Annotated in this window: 20 protein-coding genes; 11 read left to right on the forward strand and 9 right to left on the reverse strand. The window is 70.2% G+C overall.

What is annotated here, in order from left to right:
- Positions 1-3: 3 nt before the first annotated feature.
- From AXZ95_RS04450 to AXZ95_RS04460, 3 genes are all read right to left on the reverse strand, one after another.
- Entirely contained in the window at positions 4-918 is a 915-nt protein-coding gene (locus tag AXZ95_RS04450) for a carbohydrate ABC transporter permease (RefSeq protein WP_018189808.1), read from the reverse strand.
- Positions 915-1958, reverse strand: a complete 1044-nt coding sequence (locus AXZ95_RS04455) for a sugar ABC transporter permease (RefSeq protein WP_018189809.1) — start codon at positions 1956-1958, stop codon at positions 915-917. The genes AXZ95_RS04450 and AXZ95_RS04455 overlap by 4 nt, the downstream gene beginning before the upstream one ends.
- An 83-nt stretch (positions 1959-2041) precedes the next feature.
- Entirely contained in the window at positions 2042-3325 is a 1284-nt protein-coding gene (locus AXZ95_RS04460) for an ABC transporter substrate-binding protein (RefSeq protein WP_018189810.1), read from the reverse strand.
- A 172-nt stretch (positions 3326-3497) separates the two neighbouring features.
- Between AXZ95_RS04460 and AXZ95_RS04465 the strand changes: the two genes are divergently transcribed.
- The 3 genes from AXZ95_RS04465 to AXZ95_RS04475 all read left to right on the forward strand — a co-directional run bounded on the left by AXZ95_RS04465 (position 3498) and on the right by AXZ95_RS04475 (position 7137).
- On the forward strand, positions 3498-5366 hold the full coding sequence (locus AXZ95_RS04465) for an ABC transporter ATP-binding protein (protein WP_043742181.1): 1869 nt from the start codon (positions 3498-3500) through the stop codon (positions 5364-5366).
- 31 nt (positions 5367-5397) lie between these two features.
- A complete protein-coding gene (locus tag AXZ95_RS04470; RefSeq protein ID WP_018189812.1) occupies positions 5398-5748 on the forward strand; it encodes a nuclear transport factor 2 family protein in 351 nt (116 codons plus the stop codon).
- Between the two features lie 144 nt (positions 5749-5892).
- Positions 5893-7137: an Nramp family divalent metal transporter gene (locus AXZ95_RS04475; protein WP_018189813.1), complete on the forward strand. Its 1245-nt coding sequence runs from the start codon at positions 5893-5895 to the stop codon at positions 7135-7137.
- A gap of 16 nt (positions 7138-7153) precedes the next feature.
- Here AXZ95_RS04475 and AXZ95_RS04480 read toward each other — a convergent pair whose 3' ends face one another.
- Complete coding sequence (locus tag AXZ95_RS04480) at positions 7154-7825, reverse strand: metal-dependent transcriptional regulator (protein ID WP_018189814.1); 672 nt, start codon at positions 7823-7825, stop codon at positions 7154-7156.
- Between the two features lie 65 nt (positions 7826-7890).
- Here AXZ95_RS04480 and AXZ95_RS04485 point away from each other — a divergent pair, with 65 nt between their 5' ends.
- From AXZ95_RS04485 to AXZ95_RS04495, 3 genes are all read left to right on the forward strand, one after another.
- On the forward strand, positions 7891-9255 hold the full coding sequence (locus tag AXZ95_RS04485; RefSeq protein WP_018189815.1) for a cystathionine beta-synthase: 1365 nt from the start codon (positions 7891-7893) through the stop codon (positions 9253-9255).
- A 35-nt stretch (positions 9256-9290) separates the two neighbouring features.
- A complete protein-coding gene (locus AXZ95_RS04490) occupies positions 9291-10436 on the forward strand; it encodes a cystathionine gamma-synthase (RefSeq protein ID WP_018189816.1) in 1146 nt (381 codons plus the stop codon).
- A gap of 68 nt (positions 10437-10504) precedes the next feature.
- Positions 10505-10924 carry a VOC family protein gene (locus tag AXZ95_RS04495; RefSeq protein ID WP_026307053.1) on the forward strand — a complete coding sequence of 140 codons (420 nt, stop codon included), beginning with the start codon at positions 10505-10507 and terminating at the stop codon, positions 10922-10924.
- On the opposite strand, the gene AXZ95_RS04500 is transcribed toward AXZ95_RS04495, so the two are convergent.
- Complete coding sequence (locus AXZ95_RS04500; protein WP_231374341.1) at positions 10911-11741, reverse strand: hypothetical protein; 831 nt, start codon at positions 11739-11741, stop codon at positions 10911-10913. The genes AXZ95_RS04495 and AXZ95_RS04500 overlap by 14 nt on opposite strands.
- Before the next feature lie 23 nt (positions 11742-11764).
- Positions 11765-12046 carry a hypothetical protein gene (locus AXZ95_RS04505; protein WP_018189819.1) on the reverse strand — a complete coding sequence of 94 codons (282 nt, stop codon included), beginning with the start codon at positions 12044-12046 and terminating at the stop codon, positions 11765-11767.
- A gap of 241 nt (positions 12047-12287) precedes the next feature.
- Here AXZ95_RS04505 and AXZ95_RS04510 point away from each other — a divergent pair, with 241 nt between their 5' ends.
- Both AXZ95_RS04510 and AXZ95_RS04515 read left to right on the forward strand, forming a co-directional pair.
- On the forward strand, positions 12288-13400 hold the full coding sequence (locus tag AXZ95_RS04510) for a glutamate--cysteine ligase (RefSeq protein ID WP_166645313.1): 1113 nt from the start codon (positions 12288-12290) through the stop codon (positions 13398-13400).
- 97 nt (positions 13401-13497) lie between these two features.
- Positions 13498-13767 (forward strand): hypothetical protein, encoded by a 270-nt coding sequence (locus AXZ95_RS04515; RefSeq protein ID WP_018189821.1) that lies wholly within the window; start codon positions 13498-13500, stop codon positions 13765-13767.
- Positions 13768-13798: 31 nt separating this feature from the next.
- Here AXZ95_RS04515 and AXZ95_RS04520 read toward each other — a convergent pair whose 3' ends face one another.
- The 3 genes from AXZ95_RS04520 to AXZ95_RS04525 all read right to left on the reverse strand — a co-directional run bounded on the left by AXZ95_RS04520 (position 13799) and on the right by AXZ95_RS04525 (position 15927).
- On the reverse strand, positions 13799-14005 hold the full coding sequence (locus AXZ95_RS04520) for a hypothetical protein (RefSeq protein WP_018189822.1): 207 nt from the start codon (positions 14003-14005) through the stop codon (positions 13799-13801).
- An 80-nt stretch (positions 14006-14085) separates the two neighbouring features.
- Complete coding sequence (locus AXZ95_RS19575; RefSeq protein ID WP_018189823.1) at positions 14086-14247, reverse strand: hypothetical protein; 162 nt, start codon at positions 14245-14247, stop codon at positions 14086-14088.
- 93 nt (positions 14248-14340) lie between these two features.
- Positions 14341-15927, reverse strand: a complete 1587-nt coding sequence (locus AXZ95_RS04525) for a Na+/H+ antiporter (protein WP_018189824.1) — start codon at positions 15925-15927, stop codon at positions 14341-14343.
- Positions 15928-16082: 155 nt separating this feature from the next.
- Between AXZ95_RS04525 and AXZ95_RS04530 the strand changes: the two genes are divergently transcribed.
- Genes AXZ95_RS04530 through AXZ95_RS04540 form a run of 3 tightly spaced genes read left to right on the forward strand, consistent with a single transcriptional unit; the run spans position 16083 to position 20842 of the window.
- Positions 16083-17348, forward strand: a complete 1266-nt coding sequence (locus tag AXZ95_RS04530) for a bifunctional glycosyltransferase family 2/GtrA family protein (RefSeq protein WP_051087271.1) — start codon at positions 16083-16085, stop codon at positions 17346-17348.
- Positions 17345-19432, forward strand: a complete 2088-nt coding sequence (locus AXZ95_RS04535) for a glycosyltransferase family 39 protein (protein WP_018189826.1) — start codon at positions 17345-17347, stop codon at positions 19430-19432. The genes AXZ95_RS04530 and AXZ95_RS04535 overlap by 4 nt, the downstream gene beginning before the upstream one ends.
- 42 nt (positions 19433-19474) lie before the next feature.
- Entirely contained in the window at positions 19475-20842 is a 1368-nt protein-coding gene (locus AXZ95_RS04540) for an amino acid permease (protein WP_018189827.1), read from the forward strand.
- Positions 20843-20885: the final 43 nt, after the last annotated feature.

Consider the following 20885-nt stretch of genomic DNA (forward strand, 5'->3'; position numbering starts at 1 on the left):
CGATCAGCCCTTCACGCCACCGGCCGTGAGTCCGGCCACGATGCGCCGCTGGAAGATCAGCACCAGGATGATCAGCGGCACGGTCACGATCGTACCGGCTGCCATGACCGCGGTGTACGGCTCCTGGTGCGGCTGGCTGCCGGTGAAGGAGGCGATGGCCACGGTGACCGGCTGGGTCGCGTCGCTCGACAGCTGGCTGGAGATCAGGAACTCGTTCCACGACGAGATGAACGCCAGGATCGCCGTCGTGAACACGGCGGGAGCCGCCAGCGGGAGGATGATCTTCCTGAATGCCTGCGCCTGGGTGCACCCGTCGATCCGCGCGGCCTCCTCCAGGTCCCACGGCATCTCGCGGAAGAACGAGTTGAGCGTGTAGACGGTCAGGGGGAGGGCGAAGGAGATCTCCGGGATGATCAGCGCCTGGTAGGTGCCCATCCAGCCGATGTTGGTGAACAGCTGGAACAGCGGGGTGATCAGCGCGACGCCCGGGAACATCGAGGCGGCGAGGATGATCCCCAGCACGATGCCCTTGAACTTGAAGTCCAGGCGGGCGAGGGCGTACGAGGCGAAGATGCCGACGACCAGGGAGATCACCGTGACGCAGATGCCGATGAACAGCGAGTTCAGCAGCGCCTGGCCGAGGTGGTTGCCCAGGTTGGTCGAGAGCGCGGTGACGTAGTTGTCCCAGGTGAAATGCGTGATCCACGGGGTGTTGTCGTTGGTGAAGCCGACATCCCGGAACGAGGTCACGACCATCCAGTAGAAGGGCAGCAAGCACCACAGCACGATCACGATCGCCTGGATGCCGGTGCGGAGACCGGCGTTGCGGCGGCGCTGCCTGCCACGGTTCTTGGTCTGGGTACGAGGGAGAGCTCCCGCCTCGGCGGTCGCTGCTGCCTGGCCGGCGACGGCGGTCATCGCTTCGCCCCCTTCTGCTGGTCCTCCTGCGTTCGCACGACGTTCGTCCCGAGGAGCCGGACGAAGATGAAGGCGATCAGGAAGATGATGATGAACGTGATGGTGGACAGGGCGGCCGCGCTGTTGAAGCCCTGCCTGATCTGATCGACCACCAGGATGGACAACGTGGTCGTGGCATGGCCTGTGCCACCTCCACCGCCAGTGAGGATCTGCGGCAGGTCGTAGATGCGGAGGGCGTCGAGCACACGGAACAGGATCGCGACCATGAGCGCCGGCTTCAGCAGCGGCATGGTCACGCGCCAGAAGCGCTGCCAGGTGGTCGCGCCGTCGACCTTCGCGGCCTCGTAGACCTCCTCCGGGATGATCTGCAGACCGGCCAGGATCAGCAGCGCCATGAACGGCGTGGTCTTCCAGGTGTCGGCGATGATGACCGCGAACCGGGACGCCCACTCATCCGACGTCCACAGGATGTGGGCGCCGAGGACCGCGTTGGCGACACCGGCGACCGAGAAGATGAAGAACCACAGCTTCGCGGTGACCGCGGTGGGGATTGCCCACGGGATCAGGATCGCCGCGCGGACGAGGCCGCGGCCGCGGAACGCGCGGTTCATGATCAGCGCGAACCAGAGGCCCAGGCCGGTCTCGAGGATGACGGTCGTCACCGTGAAGAAGAAGGTGACGAACACGGCGCTCCAGAAGCTGGAGCCGAGGTTGCCGGGCGGACAGGAGATCGTGGTGCCGTTGGGGCCCTGACACTGCTGGAGCAGCCAGTGGGCGTAGTTCTGGAAACCGGCGAACCCGCCCTGCACGAACAGGCCGGTCGCCGGGTCGAGACCCGCGTCCTTCTGGAAGGACATCACGATCGCCGAGACGACCGGGTAGCCGATCACGACCGCGAGCAGGACCAGGGTGGGGATGATCAGGTAGAAGGCCCAGCGACTCTGCTGGGCACGCTGCCGCTTCGCGCCGGCGCGGATCGGCGGCTTGCCGTTCTTACCGGTACTGGTGGATGAGGGGGCGACGACGTTCGACGTTGACATGTGTGCCTCCGGATGCTTGTCGGAAGGAGAGGGGCCGGGCGGCGGGAGAGGTCCCGCCGCCCGGCAACCGTTTCAGGCCGGGCTCAGCCGGCGCTGGCGGTGTTGATCGCCGATGCCATGTCCTTCAGGGCTTCGTCGACCGTCTTGTCACCCTTGAGGGCGGCGTACGCGTTGTCCTGCACGGCCTTGGTGATGGCCGGGTAGAACGGCGACACCGGACGCGGGACCGCGTTCTCGATCGAGGTCTTCAGCGTCGACAGGTACGGCAGCTGGCTGTTCAGCGCCGCGTCGTCGTACAGCGAGGACACGACCGGTGCCAGAGAGCCCTGGGTCACGAAGAACTTCTGCGTCTCTTCGCTCTGCAGGAACTTCAGGAACTCGAAGGCGGTCGCCTTGTGCTTGGAGTACACGCTGATCGCGGCGTTGTGGCCACCGAGGCTGGAGACGCCCGGCTTGTCCGCGCTGATGCCCGGGAGCGGCGCGATGCCGAAGGTGTCCTTCACCGTCGAGGAGCCGTCGGTCTTGGCCAGGTTGTACACGTACGGCCAGTTGCGCAGGAACATCAGCTTGCCGGCCTCGAACGCCTGCCGACCCTGCTCCTCCTGGTAGGTGATGGCCTCGGCCGGGATCTGCCCGTTCTTGAAGCCGTCCACCAGCCGGGTCAGACCCGCCTTCGCCTCGTCGCTGTCGACGGTGACCTTCTTGCCGTCCTCACCGACGATCGTGCCGCCGTTGGTGTTGATCGCCTCGGCGACGTTCACCGTGAGGCCCTCGTACTGGGCGAACTGACCGGCGTAGCAGCCGATGCCCTTCGCCTTGGCGATGTCACAGTCCTTGAGCATGTCGTCCCACGTCTTCGGGGGCTCCGGGACCAGGTCCTTGCGGTAGTACAGGATGCCGCCGTCAGAGGTCTGCGGCGCCGCGTACTGGGTGCCGTTGTACGTTCCCGACTTCACCGTCGGCTCCAGGAGGGCCGAGTTGTCCATCTTGAACTTGCCGGTCAGCGGCTGGAGCCAGCCCTTCGCGGCGAACTCACCCGTCCACACCACGTCCACGTCGACGACGTCGTAGTTGGTGTCCTTGGCCTGGAAGTGCTGCACGAGGTCGTCGTGCTGCTGGTCCGCCTGGTCGGTCTGCTCCTTGAAGGTGACCTTCTCGTCCGGGTGGGCCTTGTTCCACTTCTCGATCAGCGGGCGGACCACATTGGAGTTGTCCTTGCCCTGCACGTAGGTGATGGGACCCTTGCTGTCGAGATTCGAGTTGGCGTCGCCGCCACCGCTTCCCGAACCGCCGCCACCGGTGCATCCTGCCAGCGCGAGGCCTGCGAGGGCCACCCCGGCGATCACGGAGAGACGTGCTGCTTTCATTTCACTCCTCGTTGAGCTCTTGGTGCGGGCACAGGTGTGCGCCCGCCGATCACCGTACCCCCACGCTCTCGCGTGATGCAAGCGTTTACGTCAAGCGCTTGCATCACGGTTGCGTCACGTCGGAGGGGTCGCCGGCGGGGGTTACGCTGAGACCATGAGCGGGATGCGCGGCATGGCTGCGGCCGGAGGCGGCGGCGGTCGCGGGCGCGTCAGCGGCGGCGACGCGGAGGCTCAGCGGGCCATCAACGCGGAGGCGCCGAAGATCCCGCACCTGTTCCGCCGGATCGTCTCGCTCTTCTCGGCGCACCGCATGGCGATCGTGTTCACGATGGTGCTCGTGCTGATCGGCGCAGCGCTGTCGGTGGTGCCGCCGCTGCTCACCGAGCGGGCGTTCGACGACGGGCTGTTCCCGCCAGGCGGCCCGAACATCCCGGTGCTCGTCGAGATCGTCGTGTTCATGCTCATCGTGTACATCGCGTCGGCGCTGCTGGGCGTCTGGCAGACCTACCTGACGGCGTCGGTCGGCAACAAGGTGATGGGGGCGCTGCGCGTCCGGCTGTTCTCGCATCTGCAGTCGATGGAGCTCAGCTTCTTCACGCACACCAAGACGGGCATCATCCAGTCGCGGCTCCAGAACGATGTCGGCGGGGTCGCCAGCGTCCTCACCAACACGATCTCGAGCATCCTCGGCAACACCGTGACGGTGATCGCCGCGCTCGTCGCGATGCTGCTGCTCAACTGGCAGCTGACCATCGTCGCCGTGGTGCTCATGCCGATCCTCGTGATCGCGCAGCGCCGGGTCGGCCAGGTCCGTGCGCGCATCGCGACCAAAACGCAGGAGTCGTTGTCGGACATGACGGCGATCACGCAGGAGACGCTGAGCGTCAGCGGCATCCTGCTGTCGAAGAGCTTCAACCGCCAGACCACCGAGGTCGGCCGTTACTCCGCCGAGAACGAGAACCAGATCCGCCTCCAGGTGTCGCAGGCGATGAGCGGCCAGTGGTTCTTCGCGATGGTCAACATCTTCCTGTCGTCGATCCCCGCCATCGTGTACCTGGTGTCCGGGTGGCTGATCGTGGGCGGTGCGACGGACATCTCGGCCGGAACGATCGTCGCGTTCACCACCGTGCAGGCGCGACTGCTGTTCCCGCTGCTCGCGCTGATGCGGGTGGCGCTCGACCTGCAGACCTCGGGTGCGCTGTTCGCCCGCATCTTCGAGTACCTCGACCTGAAACCGGCGATCGCCGACCGTCCGGACGCCGTGCCGGTGGATCCGTCCGACGACCTCGGGAGGATCGAGTTCGACCACGTCGTGTTCCGCTACCCGGACGCCCGCGACGGGGAGCGCAACACCCTCGACGACGTGTCGTTCGTCATCGAGCCCGGGGAGTTCGCGGCGTTCGTCGGGCCGAGCGGCGCGGGCAAGACCACCGTCTCCTACCTCATCCCGCGGTTCTACGACGCGACGAGCGGCTCGATCCTCTTCGGCGAGACGGACGTGCGCGACCTCCAGCAGGACTCGCTGGTCTCGCACATCGGGGTGGTCAGCCAGGAGACCTACCTGTTCCACGCGACCATCGCCGAGAACCTGCGCTACGCCCGGCCGGACGCGACGCAGGAACAGTTGGAGGACGCGGCCAAGCGTGCCAACATCCACGACACGATCGCGCGCTTCCCGGACGGCTACGCGACGATCGTGGGGGAGCGCGGCTACCGGCTCTCCGGCGGCGAGAAGCAGCGGATCGCCATCGCCCGCGTGCTGCTCAAGGACCCGGAGGTGCTCATCCTCGACGAGGCGACGAGCGCCCTCGACACCATCTCGGAACGGGTCGTGCAGCAGGCGCTCGACACCGCATCCAGTGGCCGCACCACCATCGCCATCGCGCACCGGTTGTCGACCATCGTCTCGGCGGACGTGATCTTCGTGATCGACCACGGGCAGGTCGTCGAGCGCGGGACGCACCGCGAGCTGCTGGACCTCGGCGGCGTGTACTCGCGCCTGTACCGCGAGCAGACCGAGAGCGCAGTCCTCGAGGAGTAGCGTCCTCATCCATCCGACGAAAGGGCCTCCCGTGCCGACGATCACCGACCTGCTGTCCGCCAACCTGCTCGAGGTCTTCGGCAACCGCGACGCGGGCTCGCGCCGCGCCGCCATCGAGCGCACCTACACCGAGGACGTCGTCTTCGCCGATCCCGAGGGCGAGGTGACCGGATGGGATGCGCTCGAGGCGAAGGCCGCCGGCCTCATCGACGACGCGCCGGCCGCATTCGCGTTCGCGGACGCCGGCCCCGTCTACCTCGGACGCGACACCGGCGCTCTCGCCTGGACGTTCGGCCCCGAGGGCGCGCCCGTCGCCCGCGGCATCGACGTCATCGAGGTGCGCGACGGCCGCATCGCCGCGCTCCGCACCCTCCTCGCCTGACGCCTCCGCCCCCTGCCCCACCACCGTCGAGTCCGCAAACTTTGCACGCTCCGGGGGCGTTCGGCGTGCAAAGTTTGCGGACTCGACGGTGGGGGGAGGGGGAGAGTTAGACTGGGCTAACTTTTTAGGTAGGCGAGGTTGCGGATGAGCGTCGAGGTCGAGGAGCGGGTGCCGCGGGCCGCGCCCGCGCGGCTCCTGCTGCTGCTCGGACCGGCGTTCGTCGCGGCCATCGCGTACGTCGATCCGGGCAACGTCGCCGCCAACCTGACGGCCGGCGCGCGGTACGGATACCTGCTCGTCTGGGTGCTGGTCGCCGCCAATGCGATCGCGGTCTTCGTGCAGTACCAGTCGGCCAAGCTCGGCATCGTCACCGGTCGCAGCCTCCCCGAACTCCTCGGGGAGCGGCTCGGAACCGGCGCTCGCCGGGCCTACTGGGTGCAGGCCGAGCTCGTCGCAGCGGCCACCGACATCGCCGAGGTGATCGGCGGCGCCATCGCGCTGAACCTGCTGTTCGGGCTGCCGCTGCCCATCGGCGGGCTGATCGTCGGCATCGTCGCCATCGGCATCCTCGCCATCCAGTCGCGCCGCGGCCAGCGCCCGTTCGAGGCCGTCATCCTGGGGCTGCTGGCCGTGATCGCGGTCGGGTTCCTCGCCGGGCTGTTCGTCAGCCCGGTCGACTGGGGCCAGGCGGTCGGCGGGCTGGTGCCGCGATTCGACGGCGCCCAGACCGTGCTGCTCGCGGCCAGCATGCTGGGGGCGACGGTCATGCCGCATGCCATCTACCTGCACTCGGCCCTGGCCCGCGACCGGCACGGCACCACCGCAGACCCCGGCCGCATCCGCCGGCTGCTGCACGCCACCCGAGTGGATGTGGTGCTCGCGCTCGTGCTCGCCGGCGCCGTCAACATCGCCATGCTGCTCGTCGCGGCGTCCGCCCTGCGCGGCGTCGACGGGACCGACACCATCGAGGGCGCCTACCACGCGATCTCCTCCGCCCTCGGCCCGGCGATCGGGGTCGTCTTCGCGATCGGCCTGCTCGCCTCCGGCCTGGCCTCCACGTCGGTCGGCAGCTATGCGGGCGCGACGATCATGGGCGGACTGCTGAAGCTGCGCGTGCCGCTCCTCGTCCGCCGGATCGTGACGCTGATCCCGGCCGTGATCATCCTCGCCGCCGGCGTCGACCCCACCTGGGCCCTGGTGCTGTCGCAGGTGTTCCTCAGCCTCGGCATCCCGTTCGCCATGATCCCGTTGCTGCGGCTGACCGGCTCGCGGGCCGTGATGGGCGCATCGGCCGACCGGCTGTGGGTGCGCATCCTGGGCGGCGTCGTCGCGGGCCTCGTCGTGCTCCTGAACCTCGCCCTGGTCGGCCTGACCATCGCGGGAGGGTAGGCGGCGGGTCCGCTGCTCAGGCCTGCGCGGCCACCCAGACGGCCGCCGCGGCCGTCGCCCCGAGCACGATGTGCTGCTCGTCGACCGTCACCGTGACATCGCCCGCGAAGGCGCGGTGCTCCTCCACGCTGAGCACGGTGTCGAGTCCGATGCCCCGCTCTCCGAGGTAGCGGAGCACCGCCGGGTCGGCGTCCGAGATACGCGCGACGCTCAGGGGCGTTCCGCTCTCCGCGTCCAGCAGCGGGACGGCGTCCGGGCGGCGCGGTGTGCCGTCCGCGGTCGGGATCGGGTCTCCGTGCGGATCGCGGGCCGGGAAGCCGAGGCGCCGATCCAGACGCTCGACCAGGTCGTCCGAGACGGCGTGCTCCAGCACCTCGGCCTCGTCGTGCACCTCGTCCCAGCCGTAGCCGAGCTCCTCCACGAGGAACGTCTCGATCAGCCGGTGCCTCCGCACCATGGCGACCGCGTGCCGGCGCCCGGCGTCCGTCAGCTCGACTCCGCCGTACCGCTCGTGGGCGACGAGCCCCTGCTCGGCGAGCCGCCGGATGCCGTCCGACACGGTCGCTGCGCGCACGCCCATCCGCTCGGACAGCTGCTTGACCGTCACCGGGTCGTCCGACCATTCGGTCGCCGACCAGATGATCTTCAGGTAGTCCTGTGCGACGGACGACAGGTCGGACACGGGCATGAGCCGATTCTAGGGCGGGCGTCATACTCTGCCAGCGGTGCATCCGCGCTGTTAAGGTGGGTCGGGTGAAGTACGCAGAGACCATCATCGACTTGGTCGGCGACACCCCGCTCGTGAAGCTCAACAGGCTGACCGAGGGGATCGCGGCGACGGTGCTCGTCAAACTCGAGTACCTGAACCCCGGAGGTTCGTCGAAGGACCGCATCGCCTCCCGCATCATCGACGCTGCGGAGCGCGACGGGCTGTTGAAGCCCGGCGGCACCATCGTGGAACCGACGAGCGGCAACACCGGAGTCGGGCTCGCCCTGGTCGCGCAGCAGCGCGGCTACCGGTGCGTGTTCGTCCTCCCCGACAAGGTGGGCGAGGACAAGATCAACGTCCTCACCGCCTACGGAGCGGAGGTCGTGGTGACGCCGACGTCGGTGCCGCCGGACCATCCCGACTCCTATTACTCGGTCTCCGACCGCCTGACGGCCGAGATCCCCGGTGCGTTCAAGCCCAACCAGTACTTCAACCCGAACGGTCCGCGCAGCCACTACGAGACCACCGGTCCCGAGATCTGGCGCGACACCGACGGTCGCATCACGCACCTCGTCGCCGGTGTGGGCACCGGTGGCACGATCAGCGGCACCGGGCGGTACCTCAAGGAGGTCTCCGAGGGGCGCGTCCGCATCGTCGGCGCCGACCCCGAAGGGTCCGTGTACTCCGGCGGCACCGGTCGGCCCTACCTCGTCGAGGGCGTCGGCGAGGACTTCTGGCCCGGCGCCTACGACCCCAGCGTCGTCGACGAGGTGATCGCGATCAGCGACGCCGAGGCGTTCCGGATGACCCGGCGGCTCGCCCGCGAGGAGGGCATCCTCGTCGGCGGGTCGAGCGGCATGGCCGTCGCGGCGGCCCTGCAGGCGGCGAAGGACCTCGGTCCGGACGACGTGGTCGTGGTCATCCTGCCCGATGGCGGCCGCGGCTACCTCGCCAAGATCTTCAACGACCGGTGGATGCAGTCCTACGGTTTCAGCGAGGTGCCCGACGAGTCCACGGTGCACGACATCATCAAGACGAAGAGCGGCGCCCTGCCGGACCTGGTGCACACGCACCCCTCTGAGACGGTGCGCGACGCCATCCAGACGATGAACACCTACGGCGTCTCGCAGCTCGTGGTCCTCACCGCCGAGCCGCCCGTCGTCATGGGCGAGGTCGCCGGCGCGCTCGACGAGCGGTCGCTGGTGGATGCGGTCTTCAGCGGGCACGCCGAGATGAGCGACTCCGTCGGCACCCACCTCGGGGAGCCGCTCGAGCTCATCGGCGTCAACGAGCCGGTCACGGCCGCCCGCGCCGCGCTCGCCACGACGAACGCCCTTCTGGTGACCGACGGCGGCAAGCCCGTCGCGGTGCTCACCCGCCAGGACCTCCTCAACTACTTCAGCGACTGACCCGTACCGGGCCGACCCACACAGGAACAGAGACAATGACACACGGCTTCGCCACGCGCGCCATCCACGAGGGTCAGGAGTTCGACCCGACGACCGGCGCGATCATCCCGCCCATCTACCAGACCTCGACGTTCGTGCAGGACGGCATCGGTGGGCTGCGCAACGGCTACGAGTACGGTCGCGCCGGCAACCCGACGCGCACGTCCCTCGAGACGCTGCTCGCCTCGCTGGAGGGCGGCGTACGCGCCCTGTCGTTCGCGTCGGGACTGGCGGCGGAGGACGCCCTGCTGCGCGCGGCGCTCCGCCCGGGTGACCACATCGTGCTCGGCAACGACGCGTACGGCGGCACCCACCGGCTGATCGACCGCATCCACAGCGAGTGGGGGATCCGCAACACGACCGTCGACCTCGCCGACCTGGACGCCGTGCGCACCGCGCTCTGGACCGACGGCACCCGCATGCTGTGGATCGAGACGCCGAGCAACCCGCTGATGAAGATCAGCGACATCGCGGCGCTGGTGGAGCTCGGCCACGCCGTCGGCGCGATCGTCGTCGTCGACAACACGTTCGCGTCGCCCGCGCTGCAGCAGCCACTGTCGTTCGGCGCCGATGTCGTCGTCCACTCGACCACGAAGTACCTGGGCGGACACTCGGACGTCATCGGCGGCGCGCTGATCTTCGCCGACGAGGAGCTCGCCGAGAAGGCGCAGTTCATCCAGTTCGCCGCAGGTGCCGTGTCGTCGCCGATGGATGCGTGGCTCACCACGCGCGGCATCAAGACGCTGCAGGTGCGCGTCCGCCAGCACAGTGCGAACGCGCAGGCGATCGCGGAGGCGCTGGTCGGCCACGCGGGCATCGAGACCGTTTACTACCCGGGCCTGCCGACGCATCCCGGGCATGAGCTCGCGGCGCGCCAGATGAGCGGGTTCGGCGGCATGCTGTCCGTCGCGCTCTCCGATGGTGCGGCGGCCGCCCGGCGGTTCGCGGAGTCGACGCAGGTGTTCCAGCTGGCGGAGTCGCTCGGCGGTGTGGAGTCGCTGATCGGATACCCGACCGAGATGACGCACGCCTCGGTTCGTGGGACCGCGCTCGAGGTGCCGGACAACATCGTGCGCCTGTCCGTGGGCATCGAGGATGTGGACGACCTGCTCGCGGATGTGGAGCAGGCGCTCGGTCGCTAGCGGGGCCGGTCGCACGCGGCGTTCGATCGTTCACCAGGGAGTCGGTGGCCGGGGCTAGCCTCGGGCGCATGGATCAACGCATCAGTCTCGTGACGCTCGGAGTGGCCGACCTGGCGAGGAGCCGCGCCTTCTACGAGGACGGACTCGGCTGGAGGCCGGCCGACGCGCCGGAGGGCGTCGTCTTCTACCAGCTGCCCGGCATGGCGTTCGCGCTGTTCGGGCGGGAGGAGCTGGCCGAGGACGCCCGGCATCCGGTCGACGGGACGTTCAGCGGCATCACCCTCGCGTGCAACCAGCGGTCGGAGGAGGACGTGGACCGCGTCTTCGCGCAGGCCGAGGCTGCCGGTGCCCGCATCCTGAAACCCGCCGAGCGTGTGTTCTGGGGCGGGTACTCGGGGTACTTCGCCGATCCGGACGGCCACGTCTGGGAGGTCGCGTACAACCCGGGATGGACGCTGGCGGAGGACGGCACGCTCACGGTCGGCTGAGGGCCCCGCGTGCGACGGCCAGCCGGTCGGACAGCGGCGCCAGCCGCGCTTTCGTGAGGTTCTCGCGGGCGATCCAGCGGGCGTCGCCGTCCGTGGAGGTGGCGAGGCGTTCCAGGAGGGCCACCCCCGCATCGGGGTCGGCCGCCGCGACCACGCTCACCGCATAGCCGAGGGCCTTCCGGAGCACCCGGACGTCCGGGTCGCGGCGCCCGGAAGGCGGGACGGCGAGCAGCGCGTCGACCGCACACTCGATGACGGAGGCGGCTTCCGCGGCGTGGCGGGGATCCCGCAGGAGGGACGGCTCGGCGACCGCGGCGACGGCCGCTCGCACGGGAAGCGGGCCGGCCGGCAGCCAGGCGTGCGCGTGCGCGATGCCGCGATCCCAGTCGGCGGCGAGCACCCGTTGCAGTCCTGTGGCGGCGAGTTCGCGCACGCGCCAGCGGGGATCGGCGGTCGCGGCGTCGAGGAGCGCCAGCGCATCCGGATCCGGACCGGTGGCGAGGATCGCGCCGGCCGAGAGAGCGGCCACCGCGGCGAGGTATTCGCGATGCGCCTCGGGAAGGTCGGGGGCGGGGCCAGGGTCGTCGCTCAGCCACCGGCGGAGCACGCGGAGGGCGTCCGCCCGGTGCTCGGGCGGCGTCGCGTGCGCCAGGTCCGCGACGCGGTGGGCGAGCTCGAGGTTGGCACGCGGTCCGGGGAGGCGGCTGCCCTCCGCGAGGTGGCGCTCCAGCGCATCCGCATCGCCGTCGAGCGCGCGCTGCCAGGAGGCGGCCGGTTCGGAGTCGGTGGAAGCGGTCACGTCAGGGGTCCGGGGCATGCCCGGAGTCTAGAGGGGCGGCCTCAGGCGGGGGCGGTCCCGTCGCCGGTGCCGTCGCACACCGGGTACACGCGGGTCTCCCGTTCGAAGAACCGCGGGGGCGTCGTCGACGTGCGGATGAGGCCGGCCCGGTGGAAGGACCGCAGGTCGGCGAACAGGCCCGGCAGGTGCATCCCGTGCAGCTCGTCCATGCTGATGCCCGGACGTTCGAGCAGAAGGGCCATCAGCCGCATCCGTGCGGCGGCGTCGCTGCGCTCGGTCAGCAGGGCCGGATCGAAGGGGATCCGCGTCGCCGTGTCCCACATGGAGGCTCCTCGATCTCGCATCACTGCGCCGGCGATTCCTTGCGCCGCAGGGTCAGTTATAGGGCAACGTCGGCATCCCCGCAATCCATGCACGCCACGATTCGCCGAATAGAGCAAATACACCGCAACGGATGTGCGGCAGCCGCGATCGATGGCCCGGCCGCCGACACAAACCGACGCACGGCACATTCACGGCTGATCGGGTATTGTCCGGCCGCCCGCCCTCGCCGATAGTGGTCTCGTGAGGACTTTCGGGGTGGAGGAGGAACTCCTCCTGGTAGACGCGCGCGGCATGGCCACGCCGGTGGCTCCGTCCGTCCTCGCGGACGCTCCGCCGGTCGTCGACGGGCCGTCGGTGAGCGCGGAGTTCCAGCAGGAGATGATCGAGACGCAGACGCGTCCGCAGCTGCAGACCAGCGAGCTGCTGCTCGACATCATCGGCGGCCGCGAACTCGCCGACGGACTCGCTCAACGTCACGGCGCCCGGGCCATCGCCGTCGGAATGTCGCCGATGCGGCTCCGCCCGCACGTGACCGACGACCCCCGCTACGCGAAGATGATCGAGCGCTACGGGCTCACGGCTCGGGGCACCCTCGTCTGCGGCTTCCACGTGCATGTGGGCATCGACTCCCGCGAGGAGGGCGTCGCGGTGCTTGACCGCGTCCGCACCTGGCTTCCGACCCTGCTTGCCCTAAGCGCGAACTCGCCGTTCTTCGGCGGAGCGGACACCGGGCACGCCAGTTACCGCTTCGCCGCATGGCACCAGTGGCAGAGCGCCGGACCGACCGACGTGTTCGGCTCGGTGGAGGCGTACGACCGGTTCGAGCGCTTCCTGGTCGACACCGGCGTCATCCTCGACACGGGGATGCTGTACCTCGACGCGCGCGTCTCGCACAAGCAGCCGACGGTGGAGGTCCGGGTCGCCGACGTCTGCCTCGACGCCCGCGACGCCGCGGTCATCGCGGCACTCGTCCGCGCCCTCGTCGACACGGCGGCGGCGGACTGGCAGGCGGGCGTTCCTCCGGCGCCCGTGCCCTCGGCGGCACTGCGCCTCGCCGAGTGGCAGGCGGCGCTCACCGGCGTCCGCGGCTCGCTGCCGCATCCCGTCACCTGGCGCGAGGTGCCGGCGGTCGAGGCCATCGACGCGCTGCTGTCGCACACGGCGGCCGCACTCGAGGCGAACGGGGATCTGGTGCTCGTGCGCCGCGGCCTCGCGCGCATCCTCACCACCGGTGGAGGAGCCGGTCGTCAGCGCGCGGCGTTCGAGCGTCGAGGGCGGATGCGCGATGTGGTCGCGCTCGCCGTCTCGGCCACCCACGAGCAGTCGGAGGACGACGACCTGGTCGTCGCCTGACCCGTCCGAGCCCGGTGGCGCCCTCTGTGATGGCGCGCGTGTTCACGCGCTGTCACGCGGCCTTCCGCCCGCGAGGGATCGCGCCTATTCTGCGGTCATGACGGAGAAGGAGCTCGCCCACCAGCACGCCGTCTACACCTACGGCTCGCTGCCGCTGACGCTCATGTACAGCCCCACCGCGACCGCGGCATGGGAGGTCTATTACGGCGGCGAGTACCTCGGCCTGATCGAGGAGGTCCACGACACCGGCGAGCTGTGGCCGGCGTTCGTCGCCCGGCTTCCCGGCGAGGAGGAGGACGGCGAGGGCATCCCCGCCCGCGACTGGCGGGTGGCCGTCGAGGTGCTCGCGGGGCAGGCGGGGCTCTAGCGCCCGGTGCCGTGCGCTCCGATTCGCCGCGTCAGAACGCGAACTGCGACCACTCGTCGCGCGCGAGCGAGACCTGCTCACCGCGCGAGTCGACGATCCAGGAGTCGGATGTGCATCCCAGGTATGTGCAGAGCAGGGTCTCGCTGGACCACCCGTCCGCCGAGCGCACCCACCGCACCAGATGCACATCCTGACCGGGCTTCGGAACGTTCCCGATCGGTGATTCGAATGTCGTCACGCTGCACCCCTCCCCTCGGGCGGCCTGTCTGACCACGACCCTAGCGGGGTACACGACCGGGGGACAAGAGGTGCGGGCGATCAGTTGCCGCTGTCGTCCTCGAGCGGATCGAACTCGTCGTGCTCCGGCTCGACGAAACCGTCGGCGTCGTACGGTCCTTCCCCGCCGCCTTCGGCGATGGCGTCGGTGTCGACCGGTTCGCCCGACGGCGTCTCCGGCCAGTTCTCCTTGGCGTCGCTCATGGCGTCCCTCCCGGATGGCTCACGTGGATGCTCTGAGCGCGATGGTAGACGGCTCTCGGGCTCCCGGGTAGGGCCGCCGGGCAGGGACGCAGCTCACTCGCCGGGTTCGCGCCCGGTGAGCCGGACCTCCTCTACGTCGAGCCGCCGCTGGATGTCGCGGAGCACGATGTCGTCGATCTCGCCCTCATCCCGCAGCCGGACCACCTCTTCGCGTTTGCAGTGCAGCAGCGCCAGCCGGAGCTCGGTGTCCTGTCGGCTCCGCTCCGCCGCCTCCTCGCCGTCGCGCGACTCGTCCTCGACCTCCAGCAGTTCGAGGTGCTCTTCGAATTCGCCCTGGATGCGTTCGCTGATCTCCGGGTCGACGCCGAGCCTCTGAGCGAGTTGCGGCAGCTCGTCGAGGGCCGCGCGGGTCGCGCTCGTCTCTGCGAGCCGCAGCTCGTGCCCGACCGACTCGTCGGAGGGAAGGTGCGCCCAGCGGACGACCGCCGGGAGGACGAGCCCCTGCCCGACCAGCGTCACGACGATCACGCCGGTGGTGACGAACACGATGAAGTCGCGGCCGGGGAAGGGGGAGCCGTTCTCCAAGGTCGTCGGCACGGCGAGAGCGGCGGCGAGGGAGACCGCGCCACGGAAGCCGGAGAGCCCGCTCACGACGCGGGCGCGGTCGCTCATCCGGCGCTTCTTCTGCTGCGGGCGCCGATCGAGGAGCCGGATCAGGTACACCGTGCCGAAGAGGTAGGCGAAACGGACGGCGACGATGACGGCGGTCACGGCGGCGATCGCGACCAGACCCATCCCGACGTCGACCGCCGCCAGTTCCATGGTCGAGCGCGGCAGCTCGATGCCGACGAGGACGAACAGGCTGGCGTTGAGCAGGAAGGTCGTGAAGGTCCAGAAGGCGTCCGACTGCCTCCGCCCCTCGGCCACGCCGATGCGGGGACCGGCCTGGCTGATGATCAGCCCGGCGACCACCACGGCGAGCACCCCGGAGGCATGCACCAGCTCGGCCAGCAGGTATGCCACGAACGGGGTCAGCAGCATGGCGATGTTCTGGGTGATCGCATCCCGGAGCCGACGGCGGGCGAGGATGGCGATCCAGGCGACCAGGGCGCCGATGACGGCTGCGCCGACGTACGCGATGAGGAGGGTCAGCGTGACGGCGCCGACGCTGACATCGGTGTCGCCGACAGTGAACCCGACCGCGAGGGACCACAGCACGAGGGCCGTCCCGTCGTTCACCAGGCTCTCCGCGCGCAGGATCGTGACGTTGCGGCGGGGGAGCGAGCGCGTGAACGAGGTCATCGCGGTCGCGTCGGTGGGCGCGATCGCGGCGCCGAGCGTCCACGCCGCACCCCACGGCAGACCCATCGCATGCGCCAGCACCGCGACTGCGGCGGCGGTGACGACGACGAGGCCCGTGCTCATCAGGACGATGCCGCGCAGGTTGGAGCGGATCTCCCGCAGCGAGGTGGTCAGGCTCTCCCAGTAGAGGATCGCCGGGAGGAAGAGGAACAGCACCACCTCCGGCGCGAGTTCGATGTCGCGGAACAGGGGGATGAACCCGATCAGCACGCCGATGCCGACGAGGAGGAGCGGCTGGGCGATCCCCGTCTTCCGCGCGATCACCTTGGTGAGCAGGGTGGTGACGCCGATGACGACGACCAGTTCGAGTCCGAGCACTGGACCTCCTTCTGCCGCACATCCTCCCGCGGTGTCGGGTGCGCCGTAACCCTCGGCGGGTGGATGTGCAGGGCATAGGAACTCCGCAGAGAAGGCATTCACGGCTCATAGGACTGCGAAAGGTCACAGGAATGTAACGACGCGAGGGTGTCGGGATGACGCACGAATCCTCTCCCCACCCTGCGCCCATCTTGGCGCTCGACGTCGTCGTGCCGGTCTACAACGAGCAGGCGACGCTCGACACGTCCATCCGCCGACTGCATGCCTACCTGAGCGCTGACGTGCGCTACAGCTGGCGCATCACCATCGCCGACAACGCGAGCACGGACGCGACGCCGGCGCTCGCCGATGCGCTGGCGGCCGACCTCCCGCACGTCGTCGCCGTGCATCTGCCGCTGAAGGGACGCGGTCGCGCACTCAAACTGGTGTGGGGCACGTCGCCCGCCGAGGTGCTCGTGTACCTCGACGAGGACCTCTCCACCGACCTCGCCGCGCTGCCGCCGCTCGTCGCGCCGCTGCTGTCCGGTCATTCGGATCTCGCGATCGGCACCCGGCTCGGGCGTTCCTCCCGGGTGGCGAGAGGCGGGAAGCGAGAGTTCATCTCGCGCAGCTACAACCTGCTGCTGCGGCGGGCCATGTCCGTCGGTTTCAGCGACGCCCAGTGCGGGTTCAAGGCGATCCGGCGGGATGTGGCCCAGCGACTGCTGCCCCTCGTGGAGGACGACGGCTGGTTCTTCGACACCGAGCTGCTCATCCTCGCCGAGCGCGCCGGGCTGCGCATCCACGAGATCCCGGTCGACTGGGTCGACGACCCGGACAGCTCGGTCGACATCGTCCGGACGGCGACGGACGACCTGAAGGGGATGCTGCGGGTGGGCACGAAGCTGGCTCGCGGTCGCATCCCGCTCGAGTCGGTGTACGCCGAGCTCGGCCGGCGCCCGTTCGCGCCCCCGCGTCCGCCCGGCTTCTTCGGGCAGGTGCTGCGCTTCGGGATCGTCGGGGTCCTGTCGACCGCGGCCTACGCCCTGCTGTACCTCGTGTTGCAGAGTGCGTTGTCCGCGCAGGTCGCCAATCTGGCGGCGCTGCTCCTCACCGCGATCGCGAACACCTGGGCCAACCGGCGTTTCACCTTCGGCGTCGACGGGCCCGGGATGGTGAAGCACCAGTTCCAAGGGCTCGTGGTGTTCGGCATCGCGTGGGCCCTCACCAGCGGTTCGCTCGCCGTGCTCCACGCCGCGGTCCCGCACGCCTCTGCACAACTCCAGCTGCTCGTGCTGACGGCGGCGAACCTCGTGGCCACGCTGCTGCGCTTCGTACTGCTGCGGCTGTGGGTGTTCCGGCGGCCGCGGGTGGGTGCGGCCCCCGTGCCGTCCACCACTTCCACTCCCACGCTCTCCCTCACCTCCACCGAAAGCGAGTGAACGCCATGTCCACCACTGCCACCACCGGCACGCCGTCCGTCCTCCCGGGTTCCGGAGCTACGCCGTCCGAGGCCGCTCCGAGGCATTCCCCGGGGCGTGTCCGCGATGCCCTTCGCCGGATCGTCCGCGGGCGGGAGGGTGCCGCCCGCTGGGAGCGCCCCGCACTGCTCGGCCTCCTTGCTGTGACCGCGCTGCTCTACCTCTGGGACCTCGCGGCGAGCGGTTACGCGAACTCCTTCTACTCCGCGGCCGTGCAGGCCGGGAGTGTGAACTGGGAGGCCTTCTTCTACGGGTCGAGTGATGCGGCGAACTCGATCACGGTGGACAAGCCGCCCGCGAGCCTCTGGATCATGGCGCTGTCGGTCCGTCTGTTCGGACTCAGCTCCTGGAGCATCCTCGTTCCGGAGGCGCTGATGGGCGTCGCCACGGTCGGTCTCGTCTACGCGACCGTGCGCCGGCGGTTCGGCGCGCAGACCGCCCTCCTCGCGGGCGGCGTGCTGGCCATCACTCCGGTCGCCGCGCTCATGTTCCGGTTCAACAACCCGGATGCACTGCTGGTGCTCCTGCTGACCTTCTCGGCGTACCTCACGTTGCGCGGCATCGAGAGCGGACGGGTGCGCTGGGTGGTGTGGGCCGGCGTCGCGGTCGGGTTCGCGTTCCTGACGAAGCAGCTGCAAGCGTTCCTCATCCTCCCGGTCCTCGCCGGGGTCTATCTGGCCGCAGCGCCGCTGTCGTGGCGCAAGCGGTTCGGGCACCTCGTCGCCGCCCTCGGCGCCGTTGTCGTCTCCGCCGGCTGGTGGGTCGCCATCGTCGAACTCGTACCCGCCTCCCTGCGGCCCTACATCGGCGGATCGCAGACCAACAGCTTCCTCGAGCTCACGTTCGGCTACAACGGCCTCGGGCGGCTCACAGGCGACGAGACGGGATCGGTCACCGGCGGCGGAGGAGGGGCCGGCGGTGGGATGTGGGGCCAGACCGGCATCCTCCGACTGTTCGAGAGCGAGATCGGCGGTCAGATCGCCTGGCTCCTTCCCGCCGCGCTCGTCCTGTTCGCCGTGGCCCTCGTTCTCGGGCGCGGGATGGCCCGGACCGACGCGCGCCGGGCGACTCTGCTCGTCTTCGGCGGCTGGCTGCTCGTGACCGCCCTGGCGTTCAGCTTCATGGCGGGCATCTTCCACGCGTACTACACGGTGGCGCTCGCTCCGGCGCTCGCTGTCACGGTGGCGGTCGGCGCCTCCGCGCTCTGGCAGGCGCGCGATCGGCTCTGGATCCGCATCGTCTCCGCGGTCGTCGTCCTCGGGACGGGGATCTGGGCCTGGGCGCTGCTCGACCGCGCAACGGATTGGCTGCCGTGGCTCAAGGTCGTCGTGCTCGTCGCCTCCCTCGTCGCGGCCGTGATGCTCGTGCTGCCGCCGCGGCGGGCGCTCGCGGGCGCGACCATCGCGGTGACCCTGGTGGCCGCGCTTCTCGCGCCACTCGCGTACACGATCCAGACGGTGACGACGGCTCACACCGGCTCCATCGTCACCGCCGGACCGACCGTGGCCGGCGGGATGGGCGGCCCGGGCGGCGCCCGCGGCTTCGGAGGCGCCCTCGGTGGGGCGAACGGCGGTCCCGGCGGCTTCGGCGGCCAGGCGACTCCTCCGGGCGCGACCGGCACGGCGCCGGGCGGGACGGGCGCGACCGGAGGCACCGGAACCGCGCCCGGCGGCGGGGGAGGGATGGGCTCGCTCCTGGGCGCTGGCGCCGTCGGCTCCCAGCTCGCGGCGCTCCTGAAGGCGGACGCGTCGTCCTATACCTGGGTCGCCGCAGCCGTCGGCTCTAACTCGGCCGCCGGTTACCAGCTGGCGACTCAGGAGGCGGTCATGCCGATCGGAGGCTTCAACGGCTCCGACCCATCGCCCACGCTCGCACAGTTCCAGAAGTACGTGTCCGAGGGACGCATCCACTACTTCATCGCGGGCGGCGTGGGCGGTCGGGCCAACGGTGGGAGCAGCGCGTCCAGCCAGATCGCGGCCTGGGTGGCCGACACGTTCACCGCGCAGACCGTCGACGGAGTGACGGTGTACGACCTGACGGAATGACGCAGCTACGCGCATGTCGGGGGCCCGCGACATCATGGGAACATGACGGAACGCGGGCCCTCGACGACGAACCGCAGCACGACGCGCAGCGGCGGTCCGGAGCCCGAGCTCAGCGATCCGCGGGTGCCCGCGACCCCGCACGGGCGGCTGGGAGTGGCCGGCGGCACCGCGCTGTACATCGCGGCGGTGCTCGGCACGGGCATCCTCGTGCTCCCGGCGCTCGCCGCGGCCGCCGCCGGTCCCGGCGCGATCCTCGCCGTCGCGGCGCTCGCCCTGATCTCGGTGCCGCTGGCGAGCACCTTCGCCGCGCTCGCGCGACGGCACCCCGACGCCGGTGGCGTCGCCACCTTCGCGCGGCGTGCGTTCGGTCCGGACGCCGCCCGGGTGATCGGGTACTGGTTCTTCTTCGGCACGCCCATCGGCGCGCCGATCGCGGCGCTCATGACCGCCCGGTACGTGGTCGCGGTGATCGGGGGCGACGCGCTCAGCACGACCCTGATCGCCATCGGGCTGATGGTGATCCCGGTCATCGTGACGGCCTTCGGCGTGCGGTTCGCCGCTTCGGTTCAACTCGTCCTGTCGGGCGCGCTCGTCGCGGTGCTGATCTTCGTGCTGGCGGCGGCGGCGCCGCACGCGCGCCCAGAGAACCTCGAGCCTCTGCTCCCGCACGGGTGGGCGGGCGTCGGACTGGCCATGAGCCTCTACATCTGGGCCTTCGCCGGGTGGGAGGCCGTCGCCGGGATCGGCGGCGAGTTCCGGAACCCCCGGCGCGACATCCCCCGGGCGACCGCGCTCGCGCTGGTCATCGTCTCGGTCGCGTACCTCGCCATCCAGGCTGTCACGGTCGTGGTGCTCGGCGAGAAGGCGGCGACGAGCGATGTCCCGCTGCTCGACCTCGTCCGGGTGGCGACCGGTGACGGAGGAGGCGTGGTGGTCGCCGTGATCGCCGCCATCGTGGTGACCGGCGTCTTCAACGCCTACCTGGCGGCCTTCAGCAAGCTCGGCGCGGCCATGGGACGCGACGGCGACCTCCCCGCCTGGTTCGGCCGGGGCGTCGAGAACGGCGCGGTCGCCCGGCGCGGGCTGCTGCTGTCGGCGGTCGTCATGGCTCTGTACTCGGTCGTCGTGCTGGCGAGCGGCGACCTCCAGCCGTTCATCCTCGTCCACACCAGCATCGCGGCCGCGGTCTACGGCCTGGGAGTGGCGTCGGCGTTGCGGCTGCTCCCGGCGCGCTCGCTCGGCTGGTGGATGGCGCTGATCTCATGCGTGCTCGCCGCCGGGCTGCTCGTGCTGGCCGGATGGCATCTGGTCTTCCCCGCGGTCGCGGCCGTCGTCGCACTGGGGGTCGGCGCCCTCTCGCGCTCGCGCCGTCGGCGTTCCGGGCGGCCTGCTGGAGCCGATCCCGCATAATAGGGGCAGCCGCGGCGCCGCCGCGCGCGTCGCGACGCACGGG

It is taken from the genome of Leifsonia sp. 115AMFTsu3.1 (genome assembly GCF_004362795.1).
In the GTDB taxonomy this organism is placed as follows: domain Bacteria; phylum Actinomycetota; class Actinomycetes; order Actinomycetales; family Microbacteriaceae; genus Leifsonia.